Raw genomic sequence first — 14,253 nt, 5'->3', positions numbered from 1 at the left:
AACAAATCCAAGTTAGACCATTTCAAATGGTTCGATGTCTGCCCGGATGCGACACTGAATGTGTCCATCCTCGCAGTATCCGGTTCTCAAGGTGCACGCCTTGCGGCTCATCCGGTTCGACCGGGCCGCGCGGCAAGGAGATATATTGCCAGACCGCGAAGCGATGTGGGACGTCAATTCCACTCTTCACAAGTCCTACACAACTTATCGCTTCCTATATAAGTAATAGAAAGGCTGGTGCAGAAATACTGCGCGTATCAGATGATGACCCTTCGGTTAAGAGATATATAAAGATCGGTCACCTGTAAGTGTCTATCTACCCGCGCTTTTGCTATATAAACCAGCGCTCTAGATAAAAAGAGGGAGTGCCGCGCACAGTGCGACACTCCCCTAGCGATTCAACAGAATCTATTAGGCCTCGAGAGCCTTCTTGGCAATGGCAGCCAGCTCGTTGAAGGACTCGATGTCCTCGTAAGCCATCTGAGCCAGGACCTTACGGTCGAGCTCGATGCCGGCAACCTTCAGGCCGTGCATGAACTGAGAGTAAGAGATGTCGTTCAGGCGAGCGGCAGCGTTGATGCGGGTGATCCAGAGAGAGCGGATCTCGCGCTTCTTGTTGCGGCGATCACGATACTGATACTGCAGGGAGTGCTGGACCTGCTCTTTAGCATGCTTGTAAGTACGCGAAGCGGCACCGTAGTAACCCTTCGCACGGTGCATAACGGTACGGCGCTTCTTCTTGGCGGCAACAGCGCGCTTAATACGTGCCATGTTCTATCAACTCCTAGACGGTAAAACGAAAAACGGGAACGCGAACTTAGGCGAGACGCGACTTGATGACCTTGCGGTCGGCAGCGGCGATCTCGGTCTCCTGACGGAAGCCACGCTTACGCTTGGTGGACTTCTTGCTCAGGATGTGGCTCTTGAAAGCCTTGGCGCGCATAAGCTTGCCGGTACCAGTCTTGCGGAAACGCTTCTTGGTGCCGCTGTGGGACTTCATCTTAGGCATGAAATACTCCTTAATCGGTTACAGAACACTAGTTACTTGGTATCGCTTGCCGCTTTATCCTCATCGAAGGCGCCCTTAATCGGGGCGAGCAGCATAAGCATGTTACGGCCTTCCATCTTAGGCTTGGACTCGACCGTAGCGTAAGGCTTGAGATCCTCGGCGAGACGCTCGAGAACGTTAAGACCCTGCTCCGGGTGAGCCATCTCACGGCCGCGGAACATGATGGTAATCTTAACGCGTGCGCCCTTCTTGAGGAAACGCAGAACGTGGCCCTTCTTGGTCTCGTAATCGCCAACGTCGATCTTGGGTCGGAACTTCATTTCCTTGACCTCGACCTTGGACTGGTTCTTACGAGCGGCCTTAGCCTTCATGGCCTGCTGGTACTTGAACTTACCGTAGTCCATGACCTTGCAGACCGGCGGCTCCGCGTTGGGAGCGATCTCGACCAGGTCGAGACCCTGATCGTCAGCAACGCGCTGGGCATCGCGGATGGCGAACAGGCCGAGCTGAGAGCCATCGACGCCAATCAAACGGCACGAAGATGCAGTGATCTCGTCGTTGATGCGGGTGTCATCAGACTTAGCTATTTTCCCTACCTCCATTCATAAAAAAATAACCCGGCGCTTTTCAGCAACCAGGTCGTACACATAGACATCCTCGGTATGAGGAAGGGAATCTAGGTTGTATGACCAGTCAGCTGCTCATTGGCGCCAAAAGGTGGGAGCCCTCGGGTTCCTCTTTAGGGCATTGCGGGAACAACGCCTTGCGAATAATAACACGTACAACGCGCTATCACATTACGTACACGAAAAAGGGGGCCTTGACCCCCTTGAAGCGCAGGTGCATGTATGGTGCCCGAGGCGAGACTCGAAGGGCCTTCGCTTCGCGAAGCCCCGGGCTTCGGGCGCATGGCGCCCTCGCCACGCTCCGCTACAAACAGGCCACAGGCCTGTTTGCTTAACGCTCCGCGCGCTCACGCGAGTTCGGCACGAAAAAGGGGGCCTTGACCCCCTTGAACGCTCACTTGCATGTATGGTGCCCGAGGCGAGACTCGAACTCGCACGTTGTTGCCAACGGTGGATTTTGAGTCCACAGCGTCTGCCAATTCCGCCACTCGGGCACGTAATGCGTGAGTTAGTTTATCACAGCTTTCTGTTGATTAGTCCGAAAATGGAACTTCGAGCATTTTGATAAGCTCAACCTTGCGCAACATCTCCCGCTTACGACATCCACGTCCGTCAACCGAGGCCTCGCCCATCTGGTTGTCATAGGGGTCCTCACGCATGCCGTCGAAAGCAGGCACAAACTCAGCCTGGAATCGATTGTTGGCCACCATACGCCACGGATCGAGATTGCCAAAGTAGTGACGGCGGCGCCACTCCTCGCCCATCCTGCGAGCAGAAGATCCAAATGACACGTCGGCGTTGAGCCACCCGGTTTGCGGCGTATAGAACTCTGCCCAGTCGTGCGGCCCCACCGAATCAGGCGCAACATACAGGCCACTCTGCCAGCGGGCGGGCACGCCCGCGATGCGGCACATGGTGATAAACGTGAGCGCCATAACGCCGCAATCGCCGCGGAGCGAGTGTGCACAGTCATCGGCGATGGAGCCCAAAAGCAGGTACGGTGGCTGATAGCGATAGTCAATATGCTGTGTCAGGTAATCATAGATAGCACGAGCGCGATCGAGCGGATTCTCGAGACCGTCAATAACACGCTCCGTCAACTGTCGCATGTACGGCGTGAACGCAATGTGCGGACGGTCCTCGGAGGTGTCCTCGGGCAGTGGCGCGTCCATACAGGGATGCGATGGGAGCGCGCCACCATAGATATCGCAATAGGCGGCATCGACGTGATAGCGATAGGTCACCGAGAATGAATGTTCAGTCGAAGATGTCCAAGAGGCAGCGCGAGCCGAAACGTTTTCAGGGGCAACGGTACCCCCCGACGTCATATCGAGAATCTCGACCCGAGACTGCTGACGGCAGGCAGCCGCAACGGGAAGCCAAGCGCAAACGGTCTCCCCTTCCAGAGCGCCGGGGACAGACACGGACGCTTTAAGCGTAATGACGCGAGCCAACCCGTTTTGCGACTCCATCTCCTTGAGCATCTCGTTGCGCAGTGCTATTCCGTCCGTAGAATCGGGCCGCATGCCGGGAACCTCTTTGGGATATACGCGAAGCGAATCGAGGAAGTTGTCGAGAACGAACAGTTCGCCATCGATAAAGCGCCAGTCAATACGCTTACGATTAATAAGGTCATCAAACTGCTCTTCGGTAAACTCTGGCCACTCCTCGCGAATCATCGCAATAGCCTGGTCGCGCGACACCGAAAAATGAAGCGGCGTCTCGAGCATGCGATACCGCTCGGCACGAACACAAGCAGCCAGCGAAGGCTCGGGGTTCTGCTCCAAAAGGCGATCGCAGGCAGCAACAGCCTGCGTCAAATACCCGGCATCCATAAGACGAAGAATCTCGGGCGGCAGTCCAACATCGAGATGACGAAAGTCATCACAGCAAACATCAGCAGAGCAACCAACTGGACCCTCGTCAATAACCTTCCCATCCGAAGGCAGCACATTAATAACAGCCATACCAAAACTCCAAGTCACTAGAACGCTTGAAGCCCATTGTAGCGAGATAAAAAGAAAGCCCCAACAAGGGAGCCATCAACACCGCTGAACGGTAGTCAAATAAATAATTCAGCCTCGTAACCCTGCGGCGTTAAACGAAGGAAGCCCCGTCCCCCGGAGCTGTTTTCTTGGCGCGACTTCTGGCAAAGCCAGGTGAGCGCAAAGGAAACAGTGTAGGGGGACGGGGCTTCCGGCGGGAAGTTTAGCGACGCTTACGCCTTGTTGACGGAGCCAAACTCCTCCATGAGCTCCTTGGTGCGGGCAACGATGTTGTCGCGACCAGGCTTGAGGAGCTTGCGGGGGTCAAAGCCCTTGCCCTGCTGATCCTTGCCAGCCTCGATGTACTCGCGGACGCCCTTGGCGAAGACGAGCTGCAGGTCGGTGTTGACGTTGATCTTGGAGATGCCCAGGGAGATGGCCTTCTTGATCTGATCCTCGGGGATGCCGGTGCCACCGTGCAGAACGAGGGGCAGGTCACCGGTCTGGGCCTTAATCTCGCCCAGACGCTCGAAGGAAAGACCAGCCCAGTCGGCGGGGTACACGCCGTGGATGTTGCCGATGCCGCAGGCGAGGAAGTCGACACCCAGGTCAGCGATCTGCTTGCACTCAGCAGGATCAGCGAGCTCGCCGCTGGAGGTCACGCCGTCCTCGGTGCCGCCGATGCCGCCGACCTCGGCCTCGATGGACATGCCCTTGGAGTGGGCAAGCTCAACGAGCTCCTTGGTGCGGTCGAGGTTAAGCTGGAAGGTCTCCTCGTGAGAGCCGTCATACATGATGGACGTGAAGCCGGCCTCGATGCACTTGAAGCAGTCCTCGTAAGAACCGTGATCGAGGTGAAGGGCGACGGGAACGGTAACGCCCGTGGCCTCGACGGCAGCCTTGACCATGTCGGCGCAGACCTTGAAACCGCCCATCCACTTAGCGGCACCAGCGGTGCACTGAAGGATCAGCGGAGACTTGGCCTCCTCGGCGGCCTGGAGAATAGCCAGGGTCCACTCGAGGTTGTTGGTGTTGAAGGCACCAAGACCGTACTTGCCGGCCTCGGCCTTCTTGAGCATGTCTGCTGCGTTGACGAGCATAAAAGAAACCTCCTGTAAGGTTGCTCCGATAACGCCTGAGATTTTACCACGGCGCACCCGAGCATAAACGTTCGTTTGTTCACGAATATCGTCCAAACAGACTTTTTTGACCGTTTGCCCTACGAAATCGACCCGTTGGGGAAAAATAGCTTGACGTTTGGACGCTTCTCGTGCTTCAAAAGCCGACTATTAAGCTAAATCTGCATGAAAGGGTTCTGCATGAGCTCGCGTGCCATGGTGGTCGAATCGCCATGACCGGTTAGGCAAACGGTATCGGGCGGGAGAAGCCGGGCGAGCTTGGAGAGCGAGCGCAGAATCGCCGCCTCGTCTCCTCCAGAAAGATCGGTGCGGCCGTGCCCACCCGGAAACAGGGTGTCGCCCACAAAGGCAATGTTCCCCTGCTCGGTGGCAGCAAACAAGACGATCCCGCCCGGCGTATGCCCTGGCGTCTCGATCACCTGCAGGTAGATATCGCCCACCTTGATAGCATCTCCCTCGGCGAGCAGGTGCGTCGGCTCCCCGGGGTCAGGCGTCTCAATGCCCCACATAGCTCGCTGTTCCTCGATGTTCGCATGCGGCACCGCCACATCCTTAGCACACAGCTCATACTGGCAGCCCTCGCCAACGGTGGTTCGCACGCCTGCAACACCACCAACATGATCGGCATGGCCATGAGTGCATACGGCGCCAAACACGCGTACGCCGGGATGCTCGGCTCGAATATGCTCCACCAGGCGTTCGCCTTCCCATGCGGGATCGATAATCACGCACTCATTGTCCGAAATAACAGCATAGCTATTGGTCTGAATGGGACCGTTTACGAGCGTCTCGATCTCGACCGATCCCTTGGGAGTTACATCCAAGGACACAGCACTCATGTCCCTCTCCTCTCTATAGAACTCGAGGCATCAAACGATGCCTCGAGTGTAGCGAATATCGATAATGTGACACGTTCGTCGCGACTAAACGCGGCGCTTAAGCTGGGCTCCACCCTCACCGGGCATCAGGCGGCGTGCGTCGTAGACCGAGTCAACGCTGCTGATGGAGGCCAGCAGCGGATCCAGACCACTCGCGTCCGAGATCTCGACCATAAAGCGCAGGGTTGCAATACCCTCGCGGTTGGTCGACGTGGCGGCAGAAAGGATATTGCCGCCCGCATCGCCAATGGCAATGGTGACATCCTTGAGCAGGCCCATGCGGTCCAGGCACTCGACCACGATCTCGACCTGGAAGAGGGTGTCGGCAGCGCCGTCCCACTCCACTTCGATCATGCGCTCGGGATGCTCCATAAGACCCTTGACGTTGGGACAGTTGGCGCGATGCACCGAAACGCCACGACCGCGCGTGATGAAGCCGACGATGTCGTCGCCCGTCACGGGGTTGCAGCAATGAGCCAGACGGACCAGTAGGCCGCTGTTGCTCTCGCCCTTGACGATAATGCCGTTACTGGCGCTCTTGCCGCGCTTTTGCGGCTTGCGGTTGGAGCCGCGAGCAGGCTGCTTCACGACCTCGGCGATAGCCTCGGCCTTGGTGAGCTGTTCCTCGGGCTTGGGGTCCAAGATTTGCTCGACCTTATTGCCCACAGCGCGCGGGGCAACCTTGCCGGCGCCGACGGCGGCAAACAAGTCCTCGAGCTGCTTGAAGTTAAACTGCTCCGCCACGGCGTTGAGCGCACGCGTCGAACGCGGCGTAGAAATGCCATAGCCACGCTTACGCAGGTCCTTAGCCAGCATATCGCGACCAGCAGCAGCGTCGTCGTCCTTGGTCGCAGCGGCAAAATAGCGGCGGATCTTTGACTTGGCGGAAGGTGTCTTAACGATCTTGAGCCAATCACGCGACGGCTTGGAACTCTTGTTAGTCAGAATCTCGACACGGTCACCCGTCTTAATCTCGTGCGTGAGCGGAGCCACCGCACCGTTGATTTTGGCGCCGACGCAATGGTTTCCCACCTCGGTGTGAACGGCGTAGGCAAAGTCGAGCGGCGTGGAGCCGGCACGAAGCGCCATGACCTCGCCCTTGGGCGTAAAGACAAAGATCTCCTGATCGAAGAGGTCGACCTTCAGCGAATGCAGGTATTCCTTGGCATCGGTGATCTCGTCGGAAGCCGCCCAATCGAGCGAATGCTTGAGCCAGTTGATCTGGTCGTCCAAACGTTGAGCGTCATTGGTCTTGGAAGCAGACGATCCGCCCGACTTCTTATAGAGCCAGTGGGCGGCAATGCCGTACTCGGCCTGCTCATGCATCTCATAGGTTCGAATCTGAATCTCGAGCGGGCGAGCCGTGGGGCCGATGACCGTCGTGTGGAGCGACTGGTAGTTATTGACCTTGGGCATGGCGATATAGTCTTTAAAGCGGCCGGGCATGGGGTGCCACAGCGTGTGCACCGCGCCGAGCGTGGAGTAGCAATCGCGCACCGAATGCGTGATGACGCGCAGTGCCACCAGGTCGTAGATCTCGGAGAATTCCTTGCCCTTGCGCTTCATCTTTTGGTAGATGGACCAATAGTGCTTGGAACGGCCGTTGATCTGGAAGTCTTCCAGGCCAATGCGGTTGAGCTCGTCGGTGAGCGTCTTGATGGTCTCGGCCAGATAGCGCTCACGGACCTCGCGCGACTCCGCCACCATGCGTGCGATGCGCTGGTAGGCATCGGGCTCCAGGTAGAAGAAGGACAGGTCCTCGAGCTCCCATTTAATGGAGCTCATGCCCAGACGGTCGGCCAGGGGCGCATACACGTCCATGGTCTCGCGAGCCTTAAACAGGCGACGGTCCTCACGCAGGGCTGCAAGGGTGCGCATGTTGTGCAGACGGTCGGCAAGCTTAACGATGATGACGCGGATGTCCTTGGACATGGCGAGGAACATCTTTCGCAGCGTGAGCGCCTGTTTCTCGTCCATACTGTCGACTTCGATGTTGGTGAGCTTGGTCACGCCATCGACGAGCTCGGCCACCGTATCGCCAAACAGGCCGGAAACATCGGCAAGCGAGGTCTCGGTATCCTCGACGGTATCGTGCAGCAGCGCGGCGCACACTACATCGCAGTCCATCTTGAGATCGGCCAAAATGATGGCCACCTCGACGGGATGGTTGATGTACATCTCACCCGAGCGGCGCTTTTGGTTGCAGTGCTTCTCGGCAGCAAAGCAATAGGCCTGCTCCACCTTAGAAAAGTCGTCCTCATTCATATATTTGAGGCACAGGCGCTCCAGTTTGTCGTAGCTGTCCGCCATAATCTCGGGCGGCAGCTCATCGGCATGCTTATAGTGCTCCATCTCCGAGAACGGCTGGAGGGTGGAATCATGGGCGGTACGGGCTGCGGCATCCATCGAGGTCCCCTTCCCCTAGGCCCGCGGTACGATCGGGCGGTTAACTTTGGCTAGCATATCAGAAGCGCACGAATCGAGCGCCCAACTCCGGAAAGCCGAGAACTCCATGCGCGAGCGCAAGCCCTCCAAATAGCGAATTGACCTGCTCAATTGCACACGGCCGGGGTTTTCGGCCATCGCGATGCGACGGGTGTCGTCAAACCCCGAAACGCGACAGAAACCAAGCTCTTCGAAGATTCCCAGGCCACTTTCCACCGAGCGCTCGTCGACCGGCGTGCGAGCATCGATGGCAAGGCACATCTGCGCGATGTCGATATCGCTTGCGCAGAATGAATCATCCCCGGTCTTACCGCGGTTGGAGCGCCACATGGTCTGCAACGCACGATAGAGTGTGACGAGTTCGTCGCGCTCGGGTGCGTAGCAGTCGAGCAGGCGCTCGTTGATGCGGGCGTCGCGCGACGAATAGAGCAGGTGGATCACGGCGGGCTGTCCGTCACGACCGGCACGCCCGCTCATCTGGTTGAACTCAATGGCGCCAAACGGCATGTGGTACAGCACGACATGGCGGATATCGGGCAGATTGACACCCTCGCCAAAGGCAGAGGTCGAGACGATGCAGCTGAGGCTTCCGTCTCGGAATGCTTCCTCCACGCGGCGGCGATCGGAGCGCGCAAGCCCCGCGTTATAGAACGCGATATGGGTTGCGCAATCGGGCACACGCTTGCGCAACGTCTTGGCGAGCGCCACGGACTGGTCGCGCGAATTGACGTAAATGACGGTCTTCTCCCCCGTCGCCACGATCGACACCAAACGGTTCTCGCGGCTCGCAAGGTCGCGGTCGTCCTCGAGCTGCAGGTTCTCGCGCACCGTCTCGTCGACCACCGTGCGAGTAATCGGCAGCATGCGGGCAAGCTCGGCCACGACCGGAGCCGTCGCGGTGGCCGTCGCAGCCATAACAACCGGGTCGCCCAGGGCTTTGAGGATATCGGGCATGTCGAGATAGGCGCTGCGGTCGCCGCCCTTGGCAAGGCCGGCGTGGTGCGCCTCATCGATAACGACAAAGCCGATGCGGCCCGAACGCGCGAAGCGGTCACGGTGGATAGATAGGAACTCGGGCGTCGTGAGCACGATACCGGTGCGGCCCGAAGCTAGGCCGGCGAACACATCATCGCGTGCGGCCTCCACGGTCTCGCCGGTCAGCACGCCAACGCCAATGCCAAGCGCTGCCATCGTCGACGAGAGGTGATAGGCCTGGTCGGCAACAAGCGCGCGCAGCGGATAGACAAAGATGCTCGCACGTCCGCGAAGGACAGCCTCGCGCGCAGCATGTACATGGAAGATGAGAGACTTGCCGCGGCCCGTTCCCATAACGGCCAAGACGCTCTGGTGGTCGGCCAAGGCATCGAGCGCCTCAACCTGCGCGCGGTGCGGCTGGTTCGATCCGATAAAGCTATGGATAAGCGAGCGCGTGAGCTCGGTATAGGAAAGCTGGGCGAGCGTCTCGCGCTTACGCGACTCCAGGCGCAGGCCGGAATCCGCCGGCTGCACGCCACGACGAAGCTCGCATGCCGGATCATCGACGCTGGGCAGCGTGGTATCGCGAACCAGAACATCCTTGATCATGAGCTTGGGCTTCACACGCCCCTGCCAATGCTCGGCAACGGCCTCGAACACCAAGTCGACAGCGCTATCGCAGTTGATGAGCTTATCGATTTGCGGCACGCGGAACATAATGGCCGGCACACTCGCGGCGCCATCGGTCGCCACAAAGCGCATGTGCTCGCCGGTTTTGCCCACCACGGCGCGGTCGCACATCGTCACGCCCTCGGCAGCCAGCAGCGGCACCTTGTTGCCCTGGCCAAACGGCTCAAGACGGGAGATCTGCTCGATGGTCTCGATATTCAGCTCGGAAAGGTCGACGGTGGCGGCGACCTCGTCGGTGTCTTCAAAGTCCTCGGCGGAAAGCTCCGATAGCACGGCGGAAAGGCGGCGGCGGAACTCATCGAGCTTGGATGCCTCGATGGTCACACCCACCGCACCGGCATGTCCGCCGCGACGAATCAGCAGGTCGGAACAACGCTCGACGGCGTCAAACAGGTTAACTTTGCCCACCGAGCGACCAGAGCCGCGCGCGATACCGTCCTCGATCGAGAACAGCAGCGCCGGCACGTGATAGCGATTGGTCAAGCGGCTCGCCACGATGCCTTTGACGCCCTCGTGCCAGCCCTCGCCGCCCACGACGATTGCGCGCCCGCCGTCATAAGTCTCCTCGACCTTCGCCATGGCATCGCGCGTGAGCTCCGCCTCGATCTCACGGCGTTGGCGATTGATTTCCTCGAGCTCGGCTGCCAGTGCACTTGCTTCGATAGGATCACGGGCAAGCAGCAGGTCGAGCGCCAGCTTGGGATCAGCCATGCGGCCGGCAGCATTCAGACGAGGGATGAGCGAAAACGACAGGCCGTCGGCCGTAATGGTAGAAAGGTCGGCCTTGGCAAGTGCGGCAAGCGCGATATAGCCGGGACGGGCCGTCACGCGCATCTGCTGGATGCCCTCGGCGACCAGTGCGCGATTCTCGGGCGTGAGCGGCATCATGTCGGACACGGTGCCCAGCGCCGCGACCTCGATCAGCGAACGCCAATACGACGGCTTGCCCAAACGCTCGCCCAGGACCTGCACCAGCTTGAGCGCCACGCCGGCACCGGCAAGCTCGCGCGAGGGGCCCTCGTCCTCGAGCTTGGGGTCGGTCAGGGGCACGCCCTGCGGCACCTGGTCGGAGGGCTCGTGATGGTCCGTGACCACCAAATCGATCCCCAGGCTCTCCAGATAGGAGACTTCTTCCTTGGCGGCAATACCGTTATCGACGGTCACGATCAGCTGAGGGCGAGCGAGCTCGTTGACGCGGTCGAGCGCCGCGCGCGACAGGCCGTAGCCCTCGTCAAAGCGATGCGGAATAAACGGCGTGACATCGGCGCCAAACGTGCGCAGTGCCTCGGTCAACAGGCAGGTCGACGTAATACCGTCAACGTCAAAATCGCCAAAGACCGCAATGTGCTCGTGGCTGCAAATAGCACGCTCGACGCGGTCGGCAACGACCGACATGCCCGGGATAATGAGTGGGTCGGCCCAGTCGCGATCGAGCGAAGGCGTCAAAAACAGCTGACCTTCTTCGATGGATGTAATGCCGTGCGCGACCATAATACGCGCCACCAGCCCGGGAATGCCCAGGCCAGCCGAAAGCTCCTTTTCGAGCTCGGGGTTTTGCTGAGCGACCGCCCAGCGATGCGTCGTCTTAAGCGATGACATAGGCGCCCACCCCCGATAGGGGCAGGTCGCCGCGATACCTCTCACGGTTCATAGCGATGAGTCCTCTGTGTATGCCCGCTTCGGCAGGCAGATCTGTTGAACGGATTTATTATACCGTGCAGAGCAGACGCAAATCGCCGCAGCACGCCGCGGTTTCGGTAAACGATGCCGGTAATAGCCTCGAAATATTCGAGCGTTTCTGACGCACGGACGCATGCGAGCGTCTAGCATATCCATTCAAAACGGGTTCACGGGCAAAGGGAGTCACAAGCGCATATGAAGCAATGGGTTGGACTGGGCAAGTTTCTCGCGGGGCACATGCAGGTCATCGTTCCGATTTGCGTGGCACTCGGCGTGCTCTTTCCCCAACAGATTGGCGTACTCAAGCCCATCGTTCCCACCTTGTTTGCCTTTATGACGTTTCAGGGTGCGCTCAGCAACACCTTTCACCAGGTAACCGAGGTGTTCCGCCGTCCGTTGCACCTAGTCTTGGCGCTGCTCGTCTCGGCGGTGCTTATTCCCATCGCGGCGTATGCCATGGGGTCACTCTTCTTTGGCTCCAACCCCAACCTTGTCTGCGGCATTGTGCTCGAATACAGCGTGCCCGTGGCCGTCACCGCTTTTATGTGGATCAGCATGTTCGGCGGCAACGGCCCGCTCGCGCTCACCATCATCCTGACGTCCTCGGTCATCTCACCTGTGACGATTCCGCTTACGCTCAAGCTCCTGCTGGGCGCCACCGTCTCGATCGACGTGCCGAGCATGATGCAGAACATGGCCTTTATGATCGCCATCCCCGCTGTGCTCGGTATTGCCATCAATGAACTCACGCGCGGCTGGGGCCACGAGAAACTCTCTCCCGTGCTCTCGCCCGCCTGCAAGTTCATGATGATGGGCGTCATCGCGTCCAACTCCACCGCTATGAGCGAGTACGTGCTGCACATAAACGCGGTGCGCCTGGAAGTCGCCCTCTTTATTTTGGTCTTCGCCATCAGCGGCTTTGTCGTCGGTTTTCTGGTCGCACGTGCGCTGCATCTGCCATATAGCGAGACGACTACCATGTGCTTTACCTGCGGCATGCGCAACATCTCTTCGGGTGCCGTCATCGCCACGCAGTACTTTCCGGGCGAGGTCGTGTTCCCCGCCATGTGCGGCACGCTGTTTCAGCAGGTGCTGGCCTCGATTATCGGGCATCTCTTTGAGTGCCTAACCTGCGAGGAGCGCACCAAACAGCGCAAGCGGGTCGAAGCCGGCCGCGACGCCATGGCGCGCTAGGCTGTCCGCATTACGCGGGTGTTAGTCTTGCTATACGAGCGTTTCCAGATGCGCACGCAGACGCTCAGCATCGATATCGAGCGTCGTCTCGGCATTGACTTGGGCCAAACGATAGCCGACAAAGTAGGGCGAAACCACCCAACGCGGCAGCGCCTTGGCAATGGTCCGACCGCCCAGGTGATAGAAGAACAAGTTGTACGACTCTGCGCGACCACCGTGGTGCTCGTTTAGGATATAGCGCAGAGCTACCTGGATCGCATCGGCAAAGAGATCCGCCTCGGCTTGGTCTCGTGCGTCATCGCTGGCGGCGATTCCCTGCGGGGCTGAAACGTTGATCTCAAAGAACCCCATGATCGGTTCGGTTGAGATATTGACCGAGATTCTCCCCTGTTGCCAGACATTGATGCCTTCGAAATTGGCAGAAGTCAGCGAAGTGTAGCCGTCTTCCTGCTCCAAACCCACAATCTGCATGTGCGGATGAACGAGACTACCGCCCGAGAGCGGACCCTTGTTCTTGTACATGAGAACGCTGCGATACTGCTGTGAATCGATCATCTGCTGCCAGCAACCCAGGGCAAACCGCATCACATGGTGGAGTTCATCCGGCTCATAGATCACCAGGTCGGCATCGTGATCGGCCGACTCGATCAGCACGGTTTGACGGGTGGCGCGCAGGGTCTTGAACTTATTCTCGAGCCAGATGCAGTCACCATCGCGCCGGATGATATCGGCAAGTTCCTCGGTATCGCAAAAGGGACACGCGGTGCCAGGGCGCCGGTTGTCGTCGGGCTTACCGTTCGCCTGCTGAACGTCAAATACCAGCGCCACGGGTTACGCCTCCAGCGGCACGATCTTGGTGCCATGGAGCTCGGAGACGCTCAATGCCGCCGCCACGGTATCGCGGTTGGCCGTAGAAATGCCGCCGCCGGGAAGGATGGTCAGGCGGTCGCCCGCATACTCGACAAGACGCGACAGGTGCTCCAGGTTGTCCTCGATCGGCGTTCCGGCAGCACCACCATGCGTCAGGATGCGCGTGATGCCGCAGTCGGCGAGTGTGTCAATGGCGTCCAGCTGAGCCTCGGGCGAGAGCTGGTCAAAGGCCATGTGGAAGGTGATATCGATGGCCCCGCGCTTGCACTCCTCGGTCGCGCAGCCCGTAGCCATCACGAGGGCGCCGAGGGTGAGCTCGTCGAGCGCCCAGCCGCCGGCACAGGGCTTGCAGCAGCCAAAGACCAGGCCTTCAACGCCGGCGCTCACGGCAAGACCCAAGTCCATCTCCATCATGCGCAGCTCGTCCTGGTTGTAGTGAAAGTCACCGCCACGCGGGCGAATCATGCACATCACTCGCGCGTCATGCTCGTGAGCATAGCTGACCGTAGTGCTGATAACGCCGGCCGAGGGCGTGGTACCACCGACGGCAAGGTTGTCGCACAACTCGATGCGCTTAGCACCGGCATCGATAGCCGCCGGCACACGCTCAAAGTTCTCGGCACAAAACTCGTACAGCATAGATAGACCCCCAAAGACAGCAGATGTTTTCCGACGGGCATTGTCACACATCCCCATGAAGTTGCGGTGGAATAGGGACTCTTTTGGCCTCTGGAGCCCGTATTCAGTCCCTATTTCACCGCA

Annotated in this window: 11 protein-coding genes and 1 tRNA gene; 1 reads left to right on the top strand and 11 read right to left on the bottom strand. The window is 59.2% G+C overall.

Annotated elements, in window-relative coordinates; genetic code table 11:
* Positions 1–411: 411 nt before the first annotated feature.
* From rplT to recJ, 9 genes are all read right to left on the bottom strand, one after another.
* Entirely contained in the window at positions 412–771 is a 360-nt protein-coding gene (gene rplT, locus FGQ61_RS08310; RefSeq protein ID WP_022094123.1) for a 50S ribosomal protein L20, read from the bottom strand.
* 46 nt (positions 772–817) lie between these two features.
* Positions 818–1,009, bottom strand: coding sequence for a 50S ribosomal protein L35 (gene rpmI, locus FGQ61_RS08305; RefSeq protein ID WP_006234422.1), 192 nt, complete (start codon positions 1,007–1,009; stop codon positions 818–820).
* A gap of 32 nt (positions 1,010–1,041) precedes the next feature.
* Complete coding sequence (gene infC, locus FGQ61_RS08300; protein WP_006234423.1) at positions 1,042–1,611, bottom strand: translation initiation factor IF-3; 570 nt, start codon at positions 1,609–1,611, stop codon at positions 1,042–1,044.
* A gap of 431 nt (positions 1,612–2,042) precedes the next feature.
* A tRNA-Leu gene (locus FGQ61_RS08295) sits at positions 2,043–2,129 on the bottom strand.
* A gap of 39 nt (positions 2,130–2,168) precedes the next feature.
* Entirely contained in the window at positions 2,169–3,602 is a 1,434-nt protein-coding gene (locus FGQ61_RS08290) for a transglutaminase-like domain-containing protein (RefSeq protein ID WP_138375201.1), read from the bottom strand.
* Positions 3,603–3,853: 251 nt separating this feature from the next.
* Positions 3,854–4,720 (bottom strand): class II fructose-1,6-bisphosphate aldolase, encoded by an 867-nt coding sequence (fba, locus tag FGQ61_RS08285; protein WP_035137086.1) that lies wholly within the window; start codon positions 4,718–4,720, stop codon positions 3,854–3,856.
* Positions 4,721–4,914: 194 nt separating this feature from the next.
* A complete protein-coding gene (locus tag FGQ61_RS08280; RefSeq protein WP_138375200.1) occupies positions 4,915–5,598 on the bottom strand; it encodes an MBL fold metallo-hydrolase in 684 nt (227 codons plus the stop codon).
* Positions 5,599–5,682: 84 nt separating this feature from the next.
* Complete coding sequence (locus FGQ61_RS08275) at positions 5,683–8,043, bottom strand: RelA/SpoT family protein (RefSeq protein WP_089573299.1); 2,361 nt, start codon at positions 8,041–8,043, stop codon at positions 5,683–5,685.
* A 15-nt stretch (positions 8,044–8,058) separates the two neighbouring features.
* Complete coding sequence (gene recJ, locus FGQ61_RS08270; protein ID WP_138375199.1) at positions 8,059–11,346, bottom strand: single-stranded-DNA-specific exonuclease RecJ; 3,288 nt, start codon at positions 11,344–11,346, stop codon at positions 8,059–8,061.
* A gap of 276 nt (positions 11,347–11,622) precedes the next feature.
* Between recJ and FGQ61_RS08265 the strand changes: the two genes are divergently transcribed.
* A complete protein-coding gene (locus tag FGQ61_RS08265) occupies positions 11,623–12,621 on the top strand; it encodes a bile acid:sodium symporter family protein (RefSeq protein ID WP_138375198.1) in 999 nt (332 codons plus the stop codon).
* Between the two features lie 30 nt (positions 12,622–12,651).
* On the opposite strand, the gene FGQ61_RS08260 is transcribed toward FGQ61_RS08265, so the two are convergent.
* Positions 12,652–13,449 carry a DUF4931 domain-containing protein gene (locus FGQ61_RS08260; protein WP_089573302.1) on the bottom strand — a complete coding sequence of 266 codons (798 nt, stop codon included), beginning with the start codon at positions 13,447–13,449 and terminating at the stop codon, positions 12,652–12,654.
* Between the two features lie 3 nt (positions 13,450–13,452).
* Positions 13,453–14,130, bottom strand: coding sequence for a copper homeostasis protein CutC (locus tag FGQ61_RS08255; protein WP_138375197.1), 678 nt, complete (start codon positions 14,128–14,130; stop codon positions 13,453–13,455).
* Between the last annotated feature and the right edge of the window lie 123 nt (positions 14,131–14,253).

The organism is Collinsella aerofaciens (genome assembly GCF_005844325.1).
GTDB classification, from domain to species: Bacteria; Actinomycetota; Coriobacteriia; order Coriobacteriales; family Coriobacteriaceae; genus Collinsella; species Collinsella aerofaciens_G.
This window is presented reverse-complemented; position numbering and strand designations above follow the sequence as displayed.